The sequence below is a fragment of the Allosphingosinicella sp. genome (genome assembly GCF_059502505.1).
In genome coordinates this window covers 92,199-113,903 of the sequence record NZ_JCACEU010000015.1, presented here as the reverse complement: position 1 = coordinate 113,903, position 21,705 = coordinate 92,199, and the positions used below count along the sequence as shown (strand labels likewise).

The 21,705-nt window shown below is 66.0% G+C and carries 22 protein-coding genes; 7 read left to right on the top strand and 15 right to left on the bottom strand.

Annotated features, from left to right (window positions below; translation table 11 throughout):
* Nucleotides 1-204, bottom strand: a complete 204-nt coding sequence (locus tag AC5JBD_RS08235; protein ID WP_495721310.1) for a hypothetical protein — start codon at nt 202-204, stop codon at nt 1-3.
* Between the two features lie 56 nt (nt 205-260).
* Nucleotides 261-2,576 (bottom strand): thiamine pyrophosphate-binding protein, encoded by a 2,316-nt coding sequence (locus tag AC5JBD_RS08230; protein ID WP_495721309.1) that lies wholly within the window; start codon nt 2,574-2,576, stop codon nt 261-263.
* Nucleotides 2,577-2,706: 130 nt separating this feature from the next.
* Here AC5JBD_RS08230 and AC5JBD_RS08225 point away from each other — a divergent pair, with 130 nt between their 5' ends.
* Together AC5JBD_RS08225 and AC5JBD_RS08220 are read left to right on the top strand one after the other, a co-directional pair.
* A complete protein-coding gene (locus AC5JBD_RS08225; RefSeq protein ID WP_495721308.1) occupies nt 2,707-3,177 on the top strand; it encodes a hypothetical protein in 471 nt (156 codons plus the stop codon).
* Between the two features lie 161 nt (nt 3,178-3,338).
* Nucleotides 3,339-3,533, top strand: coding sequence for a hypothetical protein (locus tag AC5JBD_RS08220; RefSeq protein WP_495721307.1), 195 nt, complete (start codon nt 3,339-3,341; stop codon nt 3,531-3,533).
* Here AC5JBD_RS08220 and AC5JBD_RS08215 read toward each other — a convergent pair.
* Nucleotides 3,518-3,736, bottom strand: a complete 219-nt coding sequence (locus tag AC5JBD_RS08215) for a hypothetical protein (RefSeq protein ID WP_495721306.1) — start codon at nt 3,734-3,736, stop codon at nt 3,518-3,520. The two genes, AC5JBD_RS08220 and AC5JBD_RS08215, sit on opposite strands and share 16 nt — an antisense overlap.
* On the opposite strand from AC5JBD_RS08215, the gene AC5JBD_RS08210 reads away from it, so the two are divergent.
* A complete protein-coding gene (locus tag AC5JBD_RS08210; RefSeq protein ID WP_495721305.1) occupies nt 3,735-4,076 on the top strand; it encodes a hypothetical protein in 342 nt (113 codons plus the stop codon). The genes AC5JBD_RS08215 and AC5JBD_RS08210 overlap by 2 nt on opposite strands.
* Before the next feature lie 106 nt (nt 4,077-4,182).
* Here AC5JBD_RS08210 and AC5JBD_RS08205 read toward each other — a convergent pair whose 3' ends face one another.
* From AC5JBD_RS08205 to AC5JBD_RS08190, 4 genes are all read right to left on the bottom strand, one after another.
* Nucleotides 4,183-4,566 (bottom strand): hypothetical protein, encoded by a 384-nt coding sequence (locus tag AC5JBD_RS08205; protein ID WP_495721304.1) that lies wholly within the window; start codon nt 4,564-4,566, stop codon nt 4,183-4,185.
* Between the two features lie 83 nt (nt 4,567-4,649).
* Nucleotides 4,650-6,119 carry a dihydrolipoamide acetyltransferase family protein gene (locus AC5JBD_RS08200; protein WP_495721303.1) on the bottom strand — a complete coding sequence of 490 codons (1,470 nt, stop codon included), beginning with the start codon at nt 6,117-6,119 and terminating at the stop codon, nt 4,650-4,652.
* Nucleotides 6,120-7,124, bottom strand: a complete 1,005-nt coding sequence (locus AC5JBD_RS08195) for an alpha-ketoacid dehydrogenase subunit beta (RefSeq protein WP_495721318.1) — start codon at nt 7,122-7,124, stop codon at nt 6,120-6,122.
* Between the two features lie 5 nt (nt 7,125-7,129).
* Nucleotides 7,130-8,401 (bottom strand): 3-methyl-2-oxobutanoate dehydrogenase (2-methylpropanoyl-transferring) subunit alpha, encoded by a 1,272-nt coding sequence (locus AC5JBD_RS08190; protein ID WP_495721302.1) that lies wholly within the window; start codon nt 8,399-8,401, stop codon nt 7,130-7,132.
* 175 nt (nt 8,402-8,576) lie between these two features.
* Between AC5JBD_RS08190 and AC5JBD_RS08185 the strand changes: the two genes are divergently transcribed.
* On the top strand, nt 8,577-9,071 hold the full coding sequence (locus tag AC5JBD_RS08185) for a phosphoglycerate mutase family protein (RefSeq protein WP_495721301.1): 495 nt from the start codon (nt 8,577-8,579) through the stop codon (nt 9,069-9,071).
* Nucleotides 9,072-9,126: 55 nt separating this feature from the next.
* Here AC5JBD_RS08185 and AC5JBD_RS08180 read toward each other — a convergent pair whose 3' ends face one another.
* The 5 genes from AC5JBD_RS08180 to AC5JBD_RS08160 form a co-directional block, all read right to left on the bottom strand.
* Nucleotides 9,127-9,360: a hypothetical protein gene (locus AC5JBD_RS08180; RefSeq protein WP_495721300.1), complete on the bottom strand. Its 234-nt coding sequence runs from the start codon at nt 9,358-9,360 to the stop codon at nt 9,127-9,129.
* Nucleotides 9,361-9,391: 31 nt separating this feature from the next.
* The gene (locus AC5JBD_RS08175; RefSeq protein ID WP_495721299.1) at nt 9,392-9,745 is read right to left on the bottom strand and encodes a PspC domain-containing protein; all 354 of its coding nucleotides are present in this window, start codon (nt 9,743-9,745) and stop codon (nt 9,392-9,394) included.
* Between the two features lie 28 nt (nt 9,746-9,773).
* Nucleotides 9,774-9,947 (bottom strand): hypothetical protein, encoded by a 174-nt coding sequence (locus tag AC5JBD_RS08170; protein ID WP_495721298.1) that lies wholly within the window; start codon nt 9,945-9,947, stop codon nt 9,774-9,776.
* A 193-nt stretch (nt 9,948-10,140) separates the two neighbouring features.
* The gene (locus tag AC5JBD_RS08165) at nt 10,141-10,590 is read right to left on the bottom strand and encodes a BLUF domain-containing protein (RefSeq protein WP_495721297.1); all 450 of its coding nucleotides are present in this window, start codon (nt 10,588-10,590) and stop codon (nt 10,141-10,143) included.
* Between the two features lie 67 nt (nt 10,591-10,657).
* A complete protein-coding gene (locus AC5JBD_RS08160) occupies nt 10,658-10,930 on the bottom strand; it encodes a hypothetical protein (protein ID WP_495721296.1) in 273 nt (90 codons plus the stop codon).
* 182 nt (nt 10,931-11,112) lie between these two features.
* On the opposite strand from AC5JBD_RS08160, the gene AC5JBD_RS08155 reads away from it, so the two are divergent.
* The gene (locus AC5JBD_RS08155) at nt 11,113-12,699 is read left to right on the top strand and encodes a CYTH and CHAD domain-containing protein (RefSeq protein ID WP_495721295.1); all 1,587 of its coding nucleotides are present in this window, start codon (nt 11,113-11,115) and stop codon (nt 12,697-12,699) included.
* Here the strand turns inward: AC5JBD_RS08155 and AC5JBD_RS08150 are convergent.
* The 3 genes from AC5JBD_RS08150 to AC5JBD_RS08140 are packed head-to-tail and all read right to left on the bottom strand — an operon-like array spanning nt 12,696 to nt 13,477.
* Nucleotides 12,696-12,977, bottom strand: a complete 282-nt coding sequence (locus tag AC5JBD_RS08150; protein ID WP_495721294.1) for a DUF5985 family protein — start codon at nt 12,975-12,977, stop codon at nt 12,696-12,698. The genes AC5JBD_RS08155 and AC5JBD_RS08150 overlap by 4 nt on opposite strands.
* Entirely contained in the window at nt 12,978-13,256 is a 279-nt protein-coding gene (locus AC5JBD_RS08145) for a DUF5985 family protein (RefSeq protein WP_495721293.1), read from the bottom strand. It abuts the gene before it with no gap.
* Nucleotides 13,256-13,477, bottom strand: a complete 222-nt coding sequence (locus tag AC5JBD_RS08140) for a hypothetical protein (protein WP_495721292.1) — start codon at nt 13,475-13,477, stop codon at nt 13,256-13,258. Before AC5JBD_RS08140 ends, AC5JBD_RS08145 begins: the two co-directional genes overlap by 1 nt.
* 365 nt (nt 13,478-13,842) lie before the next feature.
* Here AC5JBD_RS08140 and AC5JBD_RS08135 point away from each other — a divergent pair, with 365 nt between their 5' ends.
* Both AC5JBD_RS08135 and AC5JBD_RS08130 read left to right on the top strand, forming a co-directional pair.
* Nucleotides 13,843-19,572 (top strand): HAMP domain-containing protein, encoded by a 5,730-nt coding sequence (locus AC5JBD_RS08135; RefSeq protein WP_495721291.1) that lies wholly within the window; start codon nt 13,843-13,845, stop codon nt 19,570-19,572.
* A gap of 4 nt (nt 19,573-19,576) precedes the next feature.
* The gene (locus AC5JBD_RS08130; protein WP_495721290.1) at nt 19,577-21,694 is read left to right on the top strand and encodes a response regulator; all 2,118 of its coding nucleotides are present in this window, start codon (nt 19,577-19,579) and stop codon (nt 21,692-21,694) included.
* The last annotated feature ends 11 nt before the right edge of the window (nt 21,695-21,705 follow it).

The following is a 21,705-nucleotide window of genomic DNA, read 5'->3' as shown; positions in this document are numbered from 1 at the left end:
TCAGTAGGTCGTGCGGGCGCGGCGCTTGCGGCTGTCGAGATATTTCTTGCCGAGATAGGCGCCGCCGACGGCGAGGCCGAGCGGCCCGAAGGCGCGCCTGGCGACGATCGGGAACAAGGCGCCGATCAGGGCGCCCTTGGGGCCGTTGCCATAGCGCTCGGCGATCTTCTTGCCAGCGATCGCGCCGACGATTTTGCCGATCATGTAGTGACTCCTTCGAAGTTGTTTCGCCTACAGCGCGGGACGGAGGCGGTTGTTCCTCAGTCGAGGAACAGCTCGGCAGCGGCTTCGACGATCGCATCGGGATCGAGGCGATATTCCCGGTAGAGATCCTGAAGCGAACCCGTCTGACCGAAGCGGTCGATCCCGAGCGGGCTGACGCGGTGGCCGTGAACGCCGCCCAGCCAGGAAAGGGACGCCGGGGCGCCGTCCAGCAAGGTCACGAGCCCGGCGGTGCGCGAGAGAGGCGCGAGCAGCTGCTCGATATGCGAAGGGCCGCTCCCCTTCCCTCCCCATCTCGCGCTCCGGCTTGCGCTCCAGCCGCGGTGGAGAAGGTCGGGGGAAGTGACGGCGAGCAGGCCGAGGCCGGGCACGTCGTCCTTCAGCGCCTCCCAGGCGGCGAGCGCTTCAGGGGCGATGGCGCCGGAATAGACGAGCGCGGCTTCGGCGCCCGGCGCGGGTTCGCGGAGCCAGTAGCCGCCGGCAACGGCGCCTGCCTTCCAGGCATCGCCGGCGCGCTCGATCTGGCAGATCGTCCGGGTGGTGAGACGGAGATAGACGCTCTCGCCGTCCGGGCGCTGCATCAGCCGGAAGGCTTCCTCCATCAGGAGCGCCAGCTCGTCGACGAAGGCGGGTTCGTAATGGCGGAGGCCCGGCTGGCCGAGCGCGATCAGCGGCGGATTGATCGACTGGTGAGCACCGCCTTCCGGGCCGAGCGTCACCCCCGACGGCGTCGCGACCAGCAGGAAGCGGGCGTCCTGGTAGCAGGCGTAGTTGAGCGCATCGAGGCCGCGGGCGATGAACGGGTCGTAGACGGTGCCGATGGGAAACAGCCGCTCGCCGAACAGATCGCCGGCAAGGCCCAGCGCCGCGAGCATCAGGAACAGGTTGTTCTCGGCGATGCCGAGCTCGACATGCTGGCCCGCTTCGGTGGCGCCCCATTTCTGCGCCGACGGGATTTTCGCCGCGGCGAAGACGTCGGCCAGCTCCCGCCGGCGGAAGAGGCCGCGCTGGTTCACCCAGGCGCCGAGATTGGTGGAGACGGTGACGTCCGGAGAGGTTGTCACGATGCGGTCGGCCAAGCCGCCCCCGGCGCGGCTCAGGTCGAGCAGGATACGGCCAAAGGCGGCTTGGGTGGACTGCTCCTCCCCTGCGGGAGTGGCGATCGCCGGCACGTCCGCGACATTCCAGGGGCGATCCCGCTTCGCTCTCGCAATCCGGCTGTTCTCGACCATGGAGCGCAGCGCCTCCGCCGCATTGCCGCCGAGCCCCGCATAGGCCTCCCATTCCTCGCCCTCGCGAATCCCCATGCGCTCCCGCAAAGCGGCGAGCTGACCGGGATTCATGAGGCCAGCATGATTGTCCTTGTGACCGGCGAAGGGCAGTCCGAACCCCTTCACCGTATAGGCGATGAACAGGGTCGGCACGTCGTCCTGCGCTGCATCGAACGCCTCGACGAGCGAGGCCATGTCATGGCCCGCCAGATTGGTCATCAGCGCGGCCAGTGCTTCGTCGTCGCGCGCCTCCAGGATCGGCTTCACCGCCGGCGCATCCTTCAAGAGCCGCTCGCGCCAGGCGCCGCCGCCGAGATAGGTGAGCGCCGCATAATCGGCGTTGCCGACCTCGTCGATCCAAGCCTTGAGTTCCGGCCCGCCCGGCTCCGCAAAGGCGGCCTCCATCTGCTTGCCGTATTTCAGCGTGACGACGCGCCAGCCGCAGGCGGCGAAGATGTCGTCGAAGCGGCGGAACATCCGCTCGGCCGTCGTCGCGTCGAGCGACTGGCGATTATAGTCGACGATCCACCAGCAATTGCGGATGTCGTGCTTGTAGGCCTCGATCAGGCATTCGTAGATATTGCCCTCGTCGAGCTCGGCATCGCCCATCAGCGCAACCATCCGCCCCGCCTCTTCCGGCGGCATCAGGCCGTGGGCGAGGAGGTAGTCCTGCACCAGGCTGGCAAAGGCGGTGATCGCGACGCCGAGCCCGACCGAGCCCGTCGAGAAATCGACCGGGATCCTGTCCTTGGTGCGGCTGGGATAGGATTGCATTCCGCCGAAGCCGCGGAAATTCTCGAGTTGCTCACGGCTCTGCGTCCCCAGCAGATAGTGGATGGCGTGAAGCACCGGCCCGGCATGCGGCTTCACCGCCACCTTGTCGTTCGGCCCCAGCGCATGGAAATAGAGCGCGGCCATGATCGCCGTCATCGACGCGCAGCTCGCCTGATGGCCGCCCACCTTCAGCCCGTCGCTGCTTTCACGGAGATGGTTGGCGTGGTGGATCGTCCAGGCGCTCAGCCAGCGGAGGCGATCGTCGAGGAGCCGCAGCGCGTCGAGATCCGGCGAGGTCTTCTTGAGCATGACGCGCTCCTTAGCGGGAAACGAATGCAACCGACAGGGAGCCGGCAAGCCCCGCGAGAAGGATTGCCGTTTCGGCTCGGCCGTGAGACACTCCGGCTTCGTTCCAGCGTCGCACACGAACGGGCGAGACATGCCTCTTGTCGTCGACGAAGATGCGGCCCGCGGGGCCAGCCGGCTGACAGCCATCACCATGGCGCTGTTCACGATGCGCTGCATGGAAAACTGGAAGCAGGACGTCAGTGATTATGACGGCGCCATGATCCTGATCGCGGTGGTCGCGATCACGTCCGAGCGGCTGTTGCGCACCGAGCTCAAGCCCGAGGAGCGGGAGCTGGCGCGGGCGATCACGCCGGAGCGGCTGGCGCGGTGCAATGTCAGCTCCATCTCCAGCGCCACCGGCATCAACCGGGAAACAACCCGCCGCAAGGTCAAGGCCCTGATCGAGCAGGGGCTGCTGACAAGAGAGGAGGACGGCACCATCAATTTCGCGCCGGGCTTCGCTCAGCGCGATGTTTCGCTGACACTCGTGCGAAGGCAGTTAGACGGCGTCGTGCGGCTCGCCAACGAGCTGACGCGGATGGGCGTGCTGAAGTGGATGTGAGCGCGAGGCGCACATATTGTGCGCCGAGCCCCTTTTCGCGGATTCCCCTACGGCCCTAGCAGGGCAGCACGGCCGTCGCCTCCCTGTCGGCTCAGGGTCGGAGGCGCGACACCCCAATCAGCCTCCGGCCCGCCTCCGACAGATAGGCCGCAGCCACGATCATGGGTTTCTTCCGCTACGTCACTCCGGTCCTGAAAGGTCCCTGGCGGCGCAGCCGCGAGGAAGCGCTGGCCGACGCCCTCGCCGCGGGCCAAGCCTATTTGCGGTACGGCGACGTGTGCCCGTTCGAGTTCACCGAGGTGGAAGAGCGCAGCCCGTCCGCCTCGTCGAACCTGAGGGATCAGTCCGTGGCCTGAAGCAGGCTTTTCACGCTGTCGCGAGTCTGGTTGGCCTGCGCCACCATCGCCTGCGAAGCTTCCTTCAGTATCTCCGCCTTCGAGCGCGCCACCGTCTCATCGCTCACAGTCTCTTTTGGCGCCACCACTGGAAGATTGAGCCAGTCTGCGGAAGGAGCGGGCGATCGCGCGTCGATCACGGCCTGGCGAACCGCATCGCGCATGACAGTGATCTGCACTGCCGGCGGCGGCTCGCTCGGCACTGGCGGCGATGACGAGGCGGCCGGCGTTGCCGGCGCAGGCGTGCTTCCGATCGGCGTAGAGGGCGCGCTGGGCGAGGCCGGAGCGGGCGCCGGGGTAGGCGGCGTCGGAGCGGGCGTAGGTGTCGGTGTCGGAGCGGGCGTAGGCGTCGGAGTAGGCGACGGCGTCGGCGTCGGCGCGGGAGCCGGCGTGGGTGTCGGTGTCGGCGCGGGACTGGGCGTCGGGGTCGGACGCGGAGTTGGAGTCGGGGTCGGGCGCGGCCCGAATATGCTCGTGATAAGAGACATCCACTTACTCCGCTGATCCTGCCGAAGTCGGTGGAAAATCCTTCAGTAATCTTAAGGTGCGCTTGCCCGGCATGGTTGCCGCAAAGTTAAGGGCGAATTGCGGGTCTTCCCCGGGCGCAGGCTCAGAACCCTTCGAGAACTGCCAGCCAGAAGGCGATCGACAGCATGCAGATGCTCGAAGCCAGCGCCAGCATCACTATCCATTTGGCCGCGGTGGCGACGAGCTTGCGCAAGGCGCGCGCCGGGCGCTCCTGTGGCGCCACATGACCGAGCGCCGCCTGCTGGTAGACGCCGACAGGATGGAGCGAACCGTCTGGATAGAGGACGAGGTCCGGTCCGCTGCGATCATGATGCAGCAGAATGCCCTCGCCGATCGTGCGGCGCATGCCTTCGCTCCGATAGCCGGAGCGCAGCAGCGCCTCGAGCGTCTCGGTCGTCAGGTCCGCCCGCTCCATCAGCATACCGAACCGCTCGTCGGCACGGCCTTCAATGATCTCCGTGCTCATCCGGCCCCTCCCCGCAGTCATTTCAACAGCTGTGACTTACCCGAATAATACAGCTGCCGCCGCTTCTGGCAAGGGCGCTCGCATCATCCCATCGAGAGCAGCTTCAGCGGGCTCTCAATCACCTTCTTGAGATCCTGGAGGAAGTTGGCGGCGTCCCAGCCGTCGACGACGCGGTGATCGCAGGAGAGGGAGAGGTTCATCCGCTTCCTGATTTCGATCTTGCCGGCGACCACGACCGGCTTCTCCTCGACCTTGTTGACGGCGATGATAGCGACCTCGGGGCGGTTGATCACTGGCGTCGAGGTGATGCCGCCCATCGGGCCGAGGCTCGACAGGGTGATGGTCGAGCCTGAAAGCTCCTCGCGCGCGGCCTTGCCGGTGCGGGCGCCCTCGGCGAGGCGGAGGATTTCCGAGGCGATGTCCCAGACGCTGCGGCTCTCCGCGTCGCGGATCACCGGCACCATCAAACCGTTCGGCGTCTGCGTCGCCATGCCCATGTGGACCGCGCCCGAGCGAGTGATGACCTGCGCATCGTCATCGTAGCGCGCGTTGATCTGCGGATAATCCGGCAGCACACGGCACATGGCGGTGATCAGGAAGGGCAGCATGGTGAGCTTGGGATTGCCGCCGCGATCGGCGTTCATCATCGATCGGGTCTGTTCGAGCGCGGTGACGTCGAATTCCTCCACCAGCGTGAAATGCGGGATGCGGCGCTTCGCCTCCTGCATGTTCTCGGCGATCTTGCGTCGCAGGCCGACGACCTTGATCGTCTCGTCCTCCCGCCGGGCAGCGCCGGAACGAGGCACCGAGCCGCCGCTGTAGAGGAGGTACGCGTCGAGGTCCGAATGGCGGACACGATCGCCGGTCGTCTTCACGCCGGCGAGATCGATGCCGAGGTCACGCGCGCGCTGCCGAACGGCAGGCGACGCGAGAATTTGGCGATGCGCTTTGGCAGGTTCGGCACCAGCGTCTTCGTCGCGCCTCTCGCCGCCGCGGCGGCTCTCGCCGCGGCGATCGCCCTCGTCCCGTTCTTCCGAGCGGCGTTCGTCCACCACCCGCCGTTCGTCATCGCGCCTGTCGCCGCCGCGCGGGGCGTCGCCCTCAATCGGCGGACGGTCGCGGCGTTCACCCTGGCGGCGGTCGGGCTCATCGCGCTCCTCGGAGCGGCGGTCGAGCTGGCGGCGGTCCCCGTCGCGGCGCTCGCCCATGCTCGGCTCCGCTTCGCTGAGCTCGGGCCGCTCCTCGACAAGGCCGTCGGTGAAGGCGACGCTGTCGTGCCGCTCCGGCGCCGCCTCCCCAGCCGATGCATCGGCATCCGTGTCGATCACCACGAGCACCGATCCGATCGCGATCTGGTCGCCGACCTCGCCTGCCACTTCGAGCACGCGACCCGCTACCGGGCTCTCCATCTCGACAGTCGCCTTGTCCGTCATCATGTCGGCGAGTTGCTGGTCCTCCTTGACGGTGTCGCCGACCTTGACGTGCCAGGCGACGATCTCGGCCTCGGCAATGCCTTCGCCGATATCGGGCAGCTTGAATTCGTAGCGGGCCACCTAGTCCTCCAATGCTTTCTTGAGCGCCAGGCCGAGCCGGACGGGGCCGGGGAAATAAGCCCATTCGAGCGAGTGCGGATAAGGCGTGTCCCAGCCGGTGACGCGCTGCACGGGCGCTTCGAGATGATAGAAGCAACGTTCCTGGACGAGCGCCGACAGCTCGGCGCCATAGCCGGAGGTGCGGGTCGCCTCATGGAGGATGACGCAGCGGCCGGTCTTCTTCACCGACTCCTCGATCGTGTCGATGTCGACGGGCACGATGGTGCGCAGGTCGATCACTTCGGCGTCGATGCCCTCGGCCTCGGCAGTCGCAATCGCGACATGGACCATCGTGCCGTAGGCGAGGATGGTCACCGCCTCCCCTGCCCGTGCCACCGCCGCCTTGCCGATCGGCACGGTATAGTGACCATCCGGGACATCGGCCGCCGGATGCTTGGCCCAGGGCGTGACGGGGCGTTCGTAGAAGCCGTCGAAGGGCCCGTTGTAGATGCGCTTGGGCTCAAAGAAGACGACCGGATCGTCGTCCTCGATTGCCGAGATAAGCAGGCCCTTGGCGTCATAGGGGTTGGACGGGATCACCACCTTAAGACCGGCGACGTGCGCGAACAGCGCTTCCGGGCTCTGGCTGTGCGTCTGGCCGCCGAAGATGCCGCCGCCATAGGGCGAGCGGATGACGAGCGGCATCGGCCATTCGCCGACGGTGCGGTAGCGCATCCGCGCCACTTCGGAGACGATCTGGTCGTAGCCGGGATAGATGTAGTCGGCGAACTGGATCTCGGCGATCGGCCTCAGGCCATAAGCGGCCATGCCGACCGCCGTCGCGACGATGCCACTTTCGGCGATCGGAGCGTCGAAGACGCGGCTGCTGCCGAATTTCTTCTGGAGATGCTCGGTGACGCGGAAGACGCCGCCGAAATAAGCGACGTCCTCGCCGAACACGACGGTGTTCGGATCCTTCTCCATCATCACATGGTGCGCCGAGTTCAGCGCCTGGATCATGTTCATCGCAGTCATGCGCGCTTCGCCTCCGCCTCGGCCAGAGCCTGGGCCTGCTGCTCGCGAAGATGCCAAGGAAGTTCGGCGAAAACGTCCTCGAACATGCTCGAAATCTCGGAATAGGGGTCGGACTGGAGCGTGCCGTGCCGCTCCGCCTCCTTCTGCGCAGCCCGGACTTCGGCGTCCAACTGCTCGCTAAGCTGGCGGTCGCGCTCCTCGTCCCACTCGCCGAGGCCGACCAGATGCTGGCGAAGGCGCGCAACGGGATCGCCGAGCGGCCATTTCTCGCCGGCGCCCTTGGGACGGTAGGCGGTGGGGTCGTCGGAGGTCGAGTGGCCTTCGACGCGATAGGTGAAATGCTCGATCAGGGTCGGCCCCAAGTTGGAGCGCGCGCGGTCGGCGGCCCAGTGGGTGGCCGCGTAGACCGCGAGCGCATCATTGCCGTCGACCCGAAGACCGGGGATGCCGTAGCCGAGCGCGCGCGCCGCGAAGGTGGTGAGCTGGCCGCCGGCGATCCCGGAGAAGGTCGAGATCGCCCACTGATTGTTGACGACGTTGAGGATGACTGGCGCGCGGTAGACGCCGGCGAAGGTGACCGCATTGTGGAAGTCTCCCTCGGCCGTCGCGCCGTCGCCGATCCAGGCGGCGGAGATGCGGCTGTCGCCCTTGATCGCCGATCCCATCGCCCAGCCGACCGCCTGCGGATATTGGGTGGCGAGGTTGCCGGAGATTGAGAAGAAGCCGTATTCCTTGGTGGAATACATGATCGGCAGCTGGCGTCCTTTGAGCGGATCGCCCTTGTTCGAGTAGATCTGACACATCATGTCCGTCAGCGGATAATCGCGCGCGACGAGCAGGCCCTGCTGGCGATAGGTCGGGAAGCACATATCCTCCCGGTCAAGCGCATGGGCGGCGGCGACCGCGACCGCCTCCTCGCCGGTCGACTTCATGTAGAAGCTGGTCTTCCCCTGCCGCTGCGCCCGATACATGCGGTCGTCGAAAGCGCGCACCATCATCATGTCGCGCAGCATCCGCCTCAGCGTATCGGCGTCGAGCCGCGGATCCCAGGGGCCGGTCGCCCTCCCCTCCTCGTCGAGCACGCGGATGAGGGTGTAGGGAAGATCGCGGATCTCGGCGGGAGCGACGCTGATGTCGGGTCGGGCGACGCTGCCTGCGGGCGGGATCTGGATGTGACTGAAATCGACCTCGTCGCCGGGCCGCGCTTCGGGCTCCGGGACATGAAGTGCGAGCGCCGGTCGGTTGCGGCGCTCCGTATCGCTGGTCATCCTCTACCCTGTCCTTCTCGGTCACGCCCCGCCCCAGGCGCGCGCCGGTCTTGTCGTCGATGACGGCGCTCCTAATGGATTCTTTTGGCCATTGCACCCCTTGTGACATGCGGGTTGCAGACCTGTCCCGGATCGGCGAACAGCAGGAACCAAGTCACGCCGTCGGAGCCCTGAAATGCCGCTTTTCCGCCTGATCCTGCCGCTGATGCTGCTGCTCGTCGGGGCATGCATGCTGCCGCCCGTGCCGCAGCCGGGACCCGATTTCTACGTGATGCGGCACCTGCACACGCCCGAGGGGGCGGCAGACCCGGACCTGACGCCGGAGGGACAGCGGCATGCGCAATTGCTCGCCGACTGGTTCACCGGCGAGCCCCCGGCCGTGATCTTCGTCAGCGATACCAAGCGCGCCCGCCAGACCGCGGCGCCGCTCGCCGCCAAGCTCGGGCTCACGCCCGTCGTCTACGATCCGCGCAATACGCCCGGCCTGATCGCGGAGATCGTGAAATCGCCCAATCCCGCTCTCATCGTCGGCCACAGCAACACCGTGCCCGATATCGTGGCAGCGCTGGGTGGAGCACGGCCCGCGCCGCTCACGCATGGGGATTTCGGCGACATCTGGCATGTGTCCGGCCCGCGGCGGACGGTGACGAAAGGCAGGATCGCAGGCTGACCTACCTCAGTGAATGAAGGAGGTGCACCCCGGATCACCTCCGGGGTGATAAACCTCACAGATCGACGCAGGCGGCGATCGTTTCCAGTTTGCGGATACGCTCCTTCAGGTCCGCGATCTCGATCCGCTCCATCGCGGGGGAGCGCGACTGATGGGCCTGGGCGCCGCTGAGCTCGAGCCGCTTCAGGTCCAGCCAGCCCTGCCAGCCCTTAAGCCCGGCGAAGAGGGCGATGGTGAGGCCGATCAGGCCGAAGCTCGCCACTGTGATCATGGTCATGGGTTCGCTCATCTCTCGTCTCCTGGCGTTCGGGAGCCCGCGCTCAGCGCAGCTCCTCGATCTCACGGGCGAGCCGGCTATTCTGGCTCGTCACATAGGTCTCGACCTCAGCCATGCGGCGGTCGATGTCGCGCATCTGGCTGCGCACCTCGTGGGTGGAGAGGCGCGGCGCCGATGCCGGCACATGATAATCCTCGTCGAAGCGCTCGCTCTTCGGCTTGGCCAGCCAGGCCGCGGCGCCATAGGCGACCAAAGTCCACGGGAAGGCCCCGGCCAGCGTCACCACGACCACCGCGATGCGCACCAGCGTCACATCGATGCCGGTATGATTGGCGATGCCGGCGCAGACGCCCATCAGCTTGCCATTGCGCTTGTCGAGTTGGAAAACCTTCTTCATGTCCCTGCTCCCGTTCAAATTTTCCGCTTCACGCGTTCGCCAGATCCGAAAATTGCGAGGCGTGCGCATAGCCCACCACCGCGCAGTGGGTGGCCGCAGCCGCCGGCGCGACCGCCGCGCCCACACAAGCCGTCGCCAGAACCAGCGCGCCGAACATGGCCACCGCAATCCGCTGAAGCTCGATCTTGTCGAAACCGGTCATTGTCTTCGTCCCCTGAAATCTGAAACTTTTCCCAACTCACCGTCTCTGCGGGCGGTGTTGCCGGTAGATTTACAAGAGGCGTGCCAAGTCACGGGAGCGGCGGATTTTCGCGAAATATGAGGACAAAGACGGCACTGAAGAGGCTGCCGTGGCGCTCAGAATTGGCGAAATCCGCCAAGGTTGGGGAATTTGCCTAAGTGCCCTTGGCAGCGTTGCGCTGCTGCTCGATGAGCTGTGCTTCCACGAATTGCCGCATCAACGAGATCAGCCGATCGGCGGCCTTCGCTTCCTGGTTCGGGCTGCCTGCCTCGCCAAGCGCCAGGACGTGGCCGGCGACGAAGGTGGAGGGCCCGGCATAGGCCATCGCCCAGGTGGGAAAGCGCCGGGCGTGAAGCGGCTTCTCGAAGATGACCCGAACATCCGCGTGGCGTGGATCGCGGCGGATGCTGTCCATCAGCGTGTGGACCCCGTCGGCCGGACCCTCCAGATATTGCGCGAACTGCCTTTCGGTGAAGACCAATGCGCCGGTCACCCCCAAGGCCGGATTTCGCGAGAGGGAGGTGGCGACGATCGCGTCCACCGCGCCGGCTTCATCCGGAAGCCGGAGGTTGCTCCGGCTGAGATAGAGCAGTGAAACGTTCAACACTCACCCGTTCGGCCACCGCACCCCTTCGGGGGATTAGCCTGCAAACGTCGGCAGTTGAAGAGGGTCAGCCGGCCGAGGCTGGCGCGCGGCGGTCGCGGGCCGGATCGCGGCGCTCCTCGGACGCCTTGCGCGGCCGCTGGACGGAATCGAGGACCTTGCCGCCGGCCATGAACACCGCTGCACTGCAGGCGGCGAAGAACAGATAGCCCGCGAATCCCGGATAGACGTCCATATAATGAAAGCCGCGACCGACGGCGCCGACGGCCAGCGCGTAGATGACAGCGAACGCCTCCAGCCTGGTCTTGATCATGAACAATCGGGCGATTTTGCGGATCATGCGCGCCACGAGGCAAAAAGCGGGCCAACGACCGCAATTCGGGCGACACGAAGGTTAAGCTTTAAGACTTTGTAAACCACGCCGACAGGCCGCCTGTCACCGAGCCGGCGATGGCGTAAATGCTGGCTACACGGCGCCGCCATCCTTAAAGGAGCGCGGTCGTCATCAAACTGTCTCAATCCATGCAGCAGACTCTCGACCGGGAAAGCAAAGCAGGACGTGATGGCGGAGCATTGCTGCAATGGGGCGCGTCGCCGGTGAGGCGGGACCGCGAGATCGAACTCAAGCTGGTGCTCGACGACGGGGGCGCAGCGCTGCTCCGGACGCATCCTTCGCTGGACGCATTGCCGGTGAAGGTGGCCCGTCAGGTTTCCACTTATTTCGACACGCGCGACGGTGCCATCCGCGCCGCCGGCTTCTCGTTGCGAGTGCGGGAATCCAAGGGCCGTTTCATCCAGACCATCAAGCGGCAGGGTCACGAATCGGCCGGCATGTTCGACCGGCCGGAATGGGAGGAGGAAATTGAGGGGTCGGAGCCCGACCTCGATAAAGCCGCCGCGACGCCGCTCGGCGCCCGCCTCACCAAGAAGACGAGGAAGGGCCTGAAGCCGCTGATCCGCTCGGACATGGAACGCACCACCTGGCTGGCCACGGCGGACGGTGCCGACATCGAAGTGACGCTCGACGAGGGCGTGGTCACTGGAGGCAAGGCGAGCGAGCGGATCGCCGAACTGGAGCTCGAGCTGAAGGGCGGCACGCCCCATGCCCTGATCCGGTTTGCCCGGTCACTCGGTGAGAGCGCACCCATGCGCCTCGGCGTGCTCACCAAGGCAGAGCGGGGCTACAGGCTGCTCGACGGCATGGCGGGCAAAGTGGCCAAGGCCGAGCGGATCGAGCTTTCCCCCAAGATGGACGCGGCCGAGGGGTTTGCCGCAATCGCCGCTTCGTGCCTTAAGCAGTTCCGCTTGAACGAAGAGATCGTCATCGCGGCGCAGGACCCAGCCGCGTTGCACCAGGCACGCGTCGCGATGCGCCGGCTGAGGTCCGCCTTCACCTTCTTCCGTCCCGTGATCGCCGACCAGCATTTCAACGAGCTGCGCGAGGAGGTGCGTTGGTTCACCAACCAGCTCGGCGAGGCGCGCAATCTCGACGTCCTCCTGAAGCGGGTCCCGCACGGCAAGCATGCCGCTGCCGCCGACCGCGATCTGAGGCGCAGGCTGGAGGCGGCACGGCAACGGGCCTACACGACCTTGCTCGAGGCGCTCGCCTCGCTGCGCCTGCGCCGGCTCATGCTGGACCTGGTGGGTTGGATTGAGACCGGGGACTGGCGCAGCAGCGAACCGGCGCGCCAGTGGCTCGCCGCTTTCGGCCGCGCCCGGCTCGACAAGAGATGGAGCAAGGTGAAGAAGGGCGGCCGCCACCTCGCGACCCTGGATACCGAGCCGCTCCACAGCCTGCGCATCGAGGTGAAGAAGCTGCGCTATTCGGTCGAGTTCCTGGCATCACTGGAGACGCGGGAGGAGGCGACCACTCGGCGTAAGGCCTTCTCCGCCGCGCTCGAGGACGTGCAGGAGCATCTGGGCGAGCTTAACGACCTGGAGACAGCGCGCGATCTGCTCGGCTCGCTGCTCACCGGCCACCCCAACGGGAAGGCCTTGATGCGCAGTGCCGGCCGCTGGATCGACCGCAGCGGGGACGGCCAGGATCCGATCCCGGCATCGGAGGAAGCCTATCGCCGCCTCGTCGAAGCCGGCCCCTTCTGGCGTTAGCCGCGCCGGGCCGTGCGGTTCTTGAAAAAGATCGAGACCAGGATCAGCGAGAAGGCGGCGAGACGCAGGAGATAGAGCCAGCTCCGCTCCTCTACCGGGAAGTCCGACAGCGCGAGCAGCGCCTGGGTGAGGCCAAGCAACCAGAAGGCGAACGCGAAAGCGAGGAACAGACCGTCTCTGGTCCGCTTCCAGAAGCGGAGGAAGAACAGGCCCGCGACGATGAAGCCGGCCACGACCGTGCCCGACAGGAAGAGATAAAGGTCCGGCGATTCCGTCACTTATTCCTCCATGTCCCAGATGAAGCCGAACAGCAGCACGGCGACGGCGCCCAGCGACACCACGACCCGCGGCAATTGCAGCGTCACAACCTCCGTGAGCAGCACCAGATCGACGACGACGAGCAGGTTGTTGGCGGCGAGCAACAGGAAGCAGAGCGCGCTCCACATCAGCAGCCGCGCGCCGGTCCGCCGATAGTTGCGCCAGAGCAGGAACGCGCACGCGCTGCTCGTTGCAAAACAGAGCAGGTATACGACCGTCGGGAAGAATTCGTGCAGCATCAATCCTTCCTCAGCCTGAAGGCGTCGGCGAAGGCGGTGAGCCCTTCATTGGCCGACATGACGATCATCCGCCGCACGGCGTCGGGGCTCTTGGCATAGAAGGCCTCGGCTTCGGCCGCGCGCCGATCAAGATCCGGCGAGGCGGGGAGATATCGCGCCTTGCCTTCGTCCTCGGTCGCCACCAGCCCGGCCGCGACGAGCGAGTCCAGGCTTTGCGCCACGATCGAGTCACTCGCCCTCAGCCCCGCCACCATCTCATCGCGCGTCCACGAGCGATCGCCGTTGTTGCGAAGAAAAATCAGCAGCTCCAGCGACCAGACGGACCGGAAGGTGGAACGGATAAAACTTTGGACTTCCTGACTCAGGTCACCGCCTCGAACATTTCCTGCGGCGCGAAATGCGCCCCGATCTGCCCTTCCCCGCCGGGTCTTCTAGGCCGCTCACGCCAAAGGGCAACCCTCGCGGCCAAGGCCTTGGCAGAGTGAATTTTAAGCGAGCGGAAAGCATGGACTCTGCTATGGAGCGCTTTGGTCGGCGGGGGTCGGCAATTGGAAACGGGGCGGGGGGAAAGAGCCAGGAGCGGGAAGTGAACGTCGAAAATCCTCGGGAATTCCTTGACCGGCGGCAGCTGCTGAGCGCGCTTCGGAGGCTTCGTCGCGGCGATTTCTCGGTCAGGCTGGCCGAAGACCTGCCGGGCCTCGACAGCGAGATCGCGGCGGCGTTCAACGAGGTGGTCGGCCTCAACCAGCAGATGACGCAGGAGTTCGAGCGTCTCTCCATGGTGGTCGGCAAAGAGGGCAAGATCACCCAGCGCGGCCGCGTCAAGAACGCGACCGGCGGCTGGGAAACCGCGATCCGGTCCGTCAACGAGCTGATCGAGGACATGGTGCAGCCGACCGCAGAGGTCGCGCGCGTCATCGGCGCGGTGGCGAAGGGCGACCTCAGCCAGAGCATGACGGTTGAGATCGACGGGCGGCCGCTCCGGGGCGAGTTCCTGCGCATCGGCAAGGTCGTGAACACGATGGTGGAGCAGCTCGCCTCCTTCGCCTCGGAAGTGACGCGCGTCGCCCGCGAGGTCGGCACCGAAGGCAAGCTCGGCGGCCAGGCGACCGTGAAGGGCGTCGCCGGCACCTGGAAGGACCTCACCGACAACGTCAACGCGATGGCGACCAACCTCACGGGTCAGGTGCGCAACATCGCCGAGGTGACGACCGCGGTGGCCTCGGGCGACCTTTCCAAGAAGATCACCGTGGAGGTGAAGGGCGAGATCCTAGAGCTCAAGAACACTATCAACACCATGGTGGACCAGCTCAACTCCTTCGCCTCGGAAGTGACGCGCGTGGCCCGCGAGGTCGGCACCGAAGGCAAACTCGGCGGCCAGGCCAAGGTGGAAGGCGTCGCCGGCACCTGGAAGGACCTCACCGACAACGTCAACTCGATGGCCGAGAATCTGACCGGTCAGGTCCGCAACATCGCCGAGGTGACGACCGCGGTGGCCTCGGGCGATCTTTCCAAGAAGATCACCGTGGACGTGAAGGGCGAGATTCTCGAACTCAAGAACACCATCAACACGATGGTGGACCAGCTCAACTCGTTCGCATCGGAAGTGACGCGCGTCGCCCGCGAGGTCGGCACCGAAGGCAAGCTCGGCGGCCAGGCCAAGGTGGAAGGCGTCGGCGGCACCTGGAAAGATCTGACCGACAACGTCAACCTGATGGCCGACAACCTAACCGGCCAGGTCCGTAACATCGCCGAGGTGACGACGGCGGTGGCCTCGGGCGACCTTTCGAAGAAGATCACCGTCGACGTGAAGGGCGAGATCCTCGAGCTCAAGAACACCATCAACGTCATGGTCGACCAGCTCAACGGCTTCGCCTCGGAAGTGACCCGCGTCGCCCGCGAAGTCGGCACGGAAGGCAAGCTCGGCGGCCAGGCGCAGGTGCCGGGCGTCGCCGGAACCTGGGCCGACCTCACCGACAACGTGAACCTGATGGCCGCGAACCTGACCGGGCAGGTCCGCAACATCGCCGACGTGACGACGGCGGTGGCAAAGGGCGACCTTTCCAAGAAGATCACCGTGGACGTGAAGGGCGAGATTCTCGAGCTCAAGAACACCATCAACGTCATGGTGGACCAGCTCAACTCGTTCGCATCGGAAGTGACGCGCGTGGCCCGCGAGGTCGGCACCGAGGGCCGGCTGGGCGGCCAGGCGCAGGTGGAAGGCGTCGGCGGCACCTGGAAGGATCTGACCGACAACGTGAACGCCATGGCCGGCAACCTCACCGGTCAGGTCCGCAACATCGCCGAAGTGACGACCGCGGTGGCGAGAGGCGATCTTTCCAAGAAGATCACGGTCGACGTGAAGGGCGAGATCCTGGAGCTCAAGAACACCATCAACGTCATGGTGGACCAGCTCAACTCCTTCGCCTCCGAGGTGACCCGCGTGGCCCGCGAGGTCGGCACCGAAGGCCGGCTCGGCGGACAGGCGCAGGTGCCGGGCGTCGGCGGTACGTGGAAGGACCTTACTGATAACGTGAACGCCATGGCGGCGAACCTCACCGGCCAGGTCCGCAACATCGCCGAGGTGACGACCGCGGTGGCGCTGGGCGACCTTTCCAAGAAGATCACCGTCGACGTGAAGGGCGAGATCCTCGAGCTCAAGAACACCATCAACACGATGGTGGACCAGCTCAACTCCTTCGCCTCGGAAGTGACCCGCGTGGCGAGGGAGGTCGGCACCGAGGGCAAGCTCGGCGGCCAGGCGCAGGTGCGCGGCGTCGCCGGCACGTGGAAGGACCTCACCGATAACGTGAACCTGATGGCCGAGAACCTGACCGGCCAGGTCCGCAACATCGCCGACGTGACCACCGCCGTGGCGAGGGGCGACCTTTCCAAGAAGATCACCGTGGACGTGAAGGGCGAGATCCTCGCCCTGAAGGACACAATCAACGTCATGGTCGACCAGCTCAACGGCTTCGCGTCCGAAGTGACCCGCGTGGCCCGCGAAGTGGGCACCGAGGGCAAGCTCGGCGGCCAGGCGCAGGTGCCCGGCGTGGGCGGCACCTGGAAGGATCTCACGGACAACGTGAACCTGATGGCGACCAACCTTACCAACCAGGTGCGCGGCATCGCGGACGTGGTGACCGCGGTGGCGCAGGGCAACCTGAAGCGGAAGCTGCAGGTGGACGCGAAGGGCGAAATCGCCGCGCTGGCCGAGACGATCAACTTCATGATCGACACGCTCTCGACCTTCGGCGACCAGGTGACCAACATGGCCCGCGAGGTCGGTATCGAAGGCCGTCTCGGCGGTCAGGCCCGCGTGCCGGGCGCAGCCGGCCTGTGGCGCGACCTTACCGACAACGTGAACCAGCTCGCCGCCAACCTCACCAACCAGGTGCGCTCGATCGCCGACGTGGCGACCGCGGTGACCAAGGGCGACCTTACCCGCTCGATCGCGGTGGAAGCGTCGGGCGAGATGGCGGCGCTCAAGGACACGATCAACGAGATGATCCGCAACCTCAAGGATCAGACCCTCAAGAATGCGGAGCAGGATTGGCTCAAGACCAACCTCGCCCGCTTCAGCCGCATGCTGCAGGGCGAACGCGATCTCGCGACGGTGTCGAATCTGATCATGTCCGAGCTCGCGCCGCTGGTGAACGCGCAATATGGCGTCTTCTACGTCACCAAGCGCGAAGAAGAAGAGACGGTGATGGAGCTCGTCGCCAGCTACGGTGCCGAGAACCGCAACGAGCTGAAGCCCGTCTTCAAGCTGCGCGAGGGCCTGATCGGCCAGGCTGCAGCCGACAAGCGCGGCATGCTGCTCAATAACGTGCCGGGCGAGTTCATCCGCATCGGCTCCGGCCTCGGCCACGCGCCGCCAGCCAACATCAACATCATGCCGGCGCTCTTCGAGGACGACGTGAAGGCGGTGATCGAGCTGGCCTCGTTCAACGAGTTCAACGAGACCCACCAGAGCTTCCTCGACCAGCTGATGGAATCGGTCGGCATCGTGCTCAACACGATCGCCGCGACGATGCGCACCGAGGGCCTGCTCAAGCAGTCCCAGCTGCTGACGCAGGAGCTGCAGGCGCGCCAGACCGAGCTCACCACCAAGCAGGAGGAGCTGCACAACACCAACGAGGAGCTGCAGGAGAAGGCGCAGCTGCTCGAGAACGAGAAGAAGCAGGTCGAAGCCAAGAATATGGAAATCGACATGGCCCGCCGCGCGATCGAGGAGAAAGCCGAGCAGCTGGCGCTGACGTCTAAATACAAGTCCGAGTTCCTTGCGAACATGTCGCACGAGCTTCGGACGCCGCTCAATTCGCTGCTGATCCTGTCGAAGCTGCTCGCGGACAACCCGCAGGGCAACCTCAACGAGAAGCAGACGGAGTTCGCGCGCACCATCCACTCGGCCGGTTCGGACCTGCTCTCCCTCATCAACGACATTCTCGATTTGTCGAAGATCGAGTCGGGCACGGTGTCGATCGAGCTCGGCGACATGCCGATGTCGAGCCTGAGGCAGCATATGGAGCGGACCTTCCGCCAGCTCGCCGCCGACAAGGGCCTCGATTTCCAGGTCGAGTTCGACCCCAAGTTGCCGGGCTCGATCCGTACCGACGAGAAGCGGCTTCAGCAGGTCGTGCTCAACCTCCTCTCGAACGCCTTCAAGTTCACCTCGCATGGCGGCGTCACGCTGTCCGTGCAGGGCGCGACCAGCGGCTGGAGCACCAACCATCCGGTGCTGCGCAATGCCGAGCGGGCGATCGCGATTGCGGTCACCGACACCGGCATCGGCATCCCCGAAGACAAGCAGAAGCTGATCTTCGAGGCGTTCCAGCAGGCCGACGGCACCACCAGCCGCAAATATGGCGGCACCGGCCTCGGCCTCTCGATCAGCCGCGAGATCGCGCGCCTGCTCGGCGGCGAGCTGCAGGTGCGGTCGAAGCCCGGCGAAGGCTCGACCTTCACCCTGTTCGTGCCGCTCCAGGCCGCTCTGGCGCAGGCGGCGCTGCCGGCGACCGCCGGCACGCCCGCGCGCTACGACAATAGCGGGGCGATGGTCCCGGTCGCGCTGTCCGGTCCCGTCGAAGTGATCGATGATCGCGAAATGCTGGGCGACGACCCGTTCGTGCTGATCGTCGAGGACGACGTGACCTTCGCGTCGATCCTTCTCGACCTCGCCCGCGACGCGGGCCTCAAGGGCGTCGTCTCGACCGCGGGCGCCGGGACGCTGGCGCTGGCGCGCAAGCTCCAGCCCGATGCGATCACCCTCGATCTTGGTCTTTCGGACATTGACGGCTTCGTGCTGCTCGATCTCCTGAAGCACGACCCGCAGACGCGGCACCTCCCGATCCACGTCATCTCAGGCGCGGACGAGGCGGAATCGGTGATCGGCATGGGTGCGTTCAGCATCACCACCAAGCCGGCCGACCATGAGGAGCTCAGCCAGGTCTTCGCCAACATCCACCAGCATATCAGCCGCTCCGAGCGGCGGGTGCTGGTGGTGGGCGGTGACGCAGCCTTCCGCAAGAAGGCCGCGGCGGCCGTCGCCGATCCGCTGGTGCAGGTCGAGCTGGCGGCTGCCGTCGGCAAGGCAAAGGGCGAGCTCGGCACATTCGATGCCTTCCTCGTCGCCGCCACCGATGCCGACCGGCTGCGCAAGGAGCTGGAAGCCCTCGACGGAGCGGCAGCGGGCACGCCGGTGCTGATCCTGCCGGCAGGCGCGGACGTGGACGCCGTCCGCGCCATCTCCGACGCGACGGGCACGATGCGGGAGACGATGGTCGTCCACAGCCTGGAGAAGCTAAGCTCCAGGCTCGGGCCGGTCCTCCGCCGCGTGCGGCGGCCCACTCCGGACAATGACGTCGCGCCCACCACGCGTGCCGTCCCCGAGTTGGCCGGCACCAAAATCCTGATCGTCGACGACGACATCCGGAACATCTACTCGCTCACCAGCGTCCTGGAGAGCTACGACGTGGAAGTTCTCCACGCCGAGCGCGGCAAGGACGGCATCCTGATCCTCGAGCAGACCCCCGGAATCGACATCGCGCTCATCGACATCATGATGCCCGAGATGGACGGCTATGAGACGATGCGGCAGATCCGTTCCCGCAAGGCGCTGGCGGACGTGCCGCTGGTCGCGGTTACCGCCAAGGCGATGAAGGGCGACCGCCAGAAGTGCCTCGATGCCGGCGCGTCCGACTATATCGCCAAGCCGGTCGACATCGAGCTGATGCTCGCTCTGCTTCGGGTGTGGATTAGCCGCTCGCGCGACCGGGCCGCGTCGGCGGCGCGGCTGGCTCCCGCCGCGGAGTGACTGAGTGACGGCTGAACGACCGATGCCGCGAGGCGCGAAGTACCCCCTGCCCGGCTTCGACACGGACGAGGCTCCGGTGGATGCCGAGCCGATCGAGCGCGCCCGCGTCCTCGTGGTGGATGACGACGAACGCAACCTCCTCGCCATCCGCACGGTCGTCGAGGAGGTGGCGGACGTGGTCACCGCCTCCTCGGGCGAGGAGGCGCTGCGGCAGCTCCTCAAAGGCGAGTTCGCGGTGATCCTGCTCGATGTCTACATGCCGGGCCTGGACGGCTACGAGACCGCCCAGATCATCCGCAACCGCGAGCAGACCAAGCGCATCCCGATCGTCTTTCTGTCGGCCGTCAACAAGGAGACCGAGCACCTCATCAAGGGCTATTCGATGGGCGCGGTCGATTATGTATTCAAGCCGGTCGAGCCGGTGGTTCTCCAGTCGAAAGTGGCGGTGTTCGTCGACCTCTTCGTCATGCGCCGCGAGATCCAGCGCAAGGCGCGCCAGGAGCAGGCGCTGCTCGACGCGAACCTGCGCGCCAATGCCGAGCGCCTCCGCGCGGAGCAGGAACTGCGCATGGCGCAGCAGCGTCAAGCGGCGATCATCGAATCGCTGCCGATCGTGCTCTATCTGGAACCGCTCGAGGCCAGCCCTCGACGTCCCGCTTTCGTCAGCGGCAATTTCGAGGCGGTCACCGGCTTCACGTTCGACAGCGTCGAGACCAATCCGAACCTGTGGGCGGAGCGCCTGCACGACGAGGATCGGGAGCGGGTCCTCGTCGCCCTTGCCGAACGCACGCACAGCGGCAGCTTCGAGGTCGAATATCGCTGGCGCTGCGCCGGCGGCGAATACAAGCATTTCCTCGACCAGAGCGTGCTGCTGAAGGATGCGCAGGGCAATCCGATCGAGTTTGCCGGCACCTTGATGGACGTGACCGACCGCAAGAACCTGGAGACGCAGCTCGTCCATGCCCGCAAGATGGATGCGATCGGGCAGCTCACCGGCGGCATCGCCCACGATTTCAACAACCTGCTAGCCGCGGTGCTGGGCGGCCTCGGTCTCATCGAACGGCGGGTGAAGCTCGACGATGACCAGCAGAAGATCGTCGGCATGACCCGCCACGCTGCCGAACAGGGCTCGGAGTTGGTCGCTCGCCTGCTCGCCTTCGCCCGTCGCCAGAAGCTGGAGCCGGCGCGGATCGACGTCGCCGAGCTTTCGCAGACGGTGCGCGAGCTGCTCGCCCATACGCTCGGCGGGCTCGTCCAGCTCGACTGGGAACAGGACGAGAGCCTCTGGTGCCTGTACGCCGACGAGGCACAACTCGAACTCGCCTTGATGAACCTCATCATCAATGCGCGCGATGCCATGCCCGACGGCGGCATCGTGATTGTGAAGGGCGAGAACCGGACGCTGGAGAGCGATGCCGGCCTTGGGCTTAAGCCGGGAGAATATGTCGTCCTCACCGTCCGCGACAGCGGCTCCGGCATTCCCCCCGACATTCTGGAGCAGGTGATGGAGCCTTTCTTCACCACCAAGGATGTCGGCAAGGGCACCGGCCTTGGTCTGTCGATGGTCTATGGCTTCGCCAAGCAATCGGGCGGCGCGATCCGGATCGACAGCGAAGTCGGCAAGGGCACGCGTGTCGAGATCTGGCTGCCGAGGGCGCCGGAGATTGCCGGCGCCGCGACGGGCAAGGCGCCGGCGCTTCAGCGCGCCGGCAACGATCCCGCCAAAGTGCTCCGCATCCTGCTCGTAGACGATCATGAGGGCGTCAGGGCGACGACCGCGGCGATGCTGGAAGACCTCGGCCACAAGGTTCTTGAATCCTCAGACGGTCCTCAGATGCTTGCGCAATTTGCAAAGGATCCAGGTGCGAGCGACCTCATCATCACCGATTATGCGATGCCGGTCGTCTCGGGTACCGATGTGATTGTCCGAGCGCGGGAGATCCGCCCCGCCATGCCCGCGATCATCATCACCGGCTACGCCGACGTGAAGTCGATCGCCCGCCGCCCCGAAAACGTCCACGTTCTCGCCAAACCGTTCACCCCGGAGCAGCTTCGCGCGGCAATTGCGTCCGCGGTCGCGACCCGTGCCCAGCCGACCGAGGCAGTGCGGCAGGCCGGCTGAGCTTTCCCACG

What these genes read in the sequence shown, in the direction of transcription:
- AC5JBD_RS08235 (WP_495721310.1), bottom strand. Translation starts at nt 204, where the DNA reads ATGATCGGCAAAATCGTCGGCGCGATCGCTGGCAAGAAGATCGCCGAG.
- AC5JBD_RS08230 (WP_495721309.1), bottom strand. Translation starts at nt 2,576, where the DNA reads ATGCTCAAGAAGACCTCGCCGGATCTCGACGCGCTGCGGCTCCTCGAC.
- AC5JBD_RS08225 (WP_495721308.1), top strand. Translation starts at nt 2,707, where the DNA reads ATGCCTCTTGTCGTCGACGAAGATGCGGCCCGCGGGGCCAGCCGGCTG.
- AC5JBD_RS08220 (WP_495721307.1), top strand. Translation starts at nt 3,339, where the DNA reads ATGGGTTTCTTCCGCTACGTCACTCCGGTCCTGAAAGGTCCCTGGCGG.
- AC5JBD_RS08210 (WP_495721305.1), top strand. Translation starts at nt 3,735, where the DNA reads ATGACAGTGATCTGCACTGCCGGCGGCGGCTCGCTCGGCACTGGCGGC.
- AC5JBD_RS08215 (WP_495721306.1), bottom strand. Translation starts at nt 3,736, where the DNA reads ATGCGCGATGCGGTTCGCCAGGCCGTGATCGACGCGCGATCGCCCGCT.
- AC5JBD_RS08205 (WP_495721304.1), bottom strand. Translation starts at nt 4,566, where the DNA reads ATGAGCACGGAGATCATTGAAGGCCGTGCCGACGAGCGGTTCGGTATG.
- AC5JBD_RS08195 (WP_495721318.1), bottom strand. Translation starts at nt 7,124, where the DNA reads ATGAACATGATCCAGGCGCTGAACTCGGCGCACCATGTGATGATGGAG.
- AC5JBD_RS08190 (WP_495721302.1), bottom strand. Translation starts at nt 8,401, where the DNA reads ATGACCAGCGATACGGAGCGCCGCAACCGACCGGCGCTCGCACTTCAT.
- AC5JBD_RS08185 (WP_495721301.1), top strand. Translation starts at nt 8,577, where the DNA reads ATGCCGCTTTTCCGCCTGATCCTGCCGCTGATGCTGCTGCTCGTCGGG.
- AC5JBD_RS08180 (WP_495721300.1), bottom strand. Translation starts at nt 9,360, where the DNA reads ATGAGCGAACCCATGACCATGATCACAGTGGCGAGCTTCGGCCTGATC.
- AC5JBD_RS08175 (WP_495721299.1), bottom strand. Translation starts at nt 9,745, where the DNA reads ATGAAGAAGGTTTTCCAACTCGACAAGCGCAATGGCAAGCTGATGGGC.
- AC5JBD_RS08170 (WP_495721298.1), bottom strand. Translation starts at nt 9,947, where the DNA reads ATGACCGGTTTCGACAAGATCGAGCTTCAGCGGATTGCGGTGGCCATG.
- AC5JBD_RS08160 (WP_495721296.1), bottom strand. Translation starts at nt 10,930, where the DNA reads ATGATCCGCAAAATCGCCCGATTGTTCATGATCAAGACCAGGCTGGAG.
- AC5JBD_RS08155 (WP_495721295.1), top strand. Translation starts at nt 11,113, where the DNA reads ATGCAGCAGACTCTCGACCGGGAAAGCAAAGCAGGACGTGATGGCGGA.
- AC5JBD_RS08145 (WP_495721293.1), bottom strand. Translation starts at nt 13,256, where the DNA reads ATGCTGCACGAATTCTTCCCGACGGTCGTATACCTGCTCTGTTTTGCA.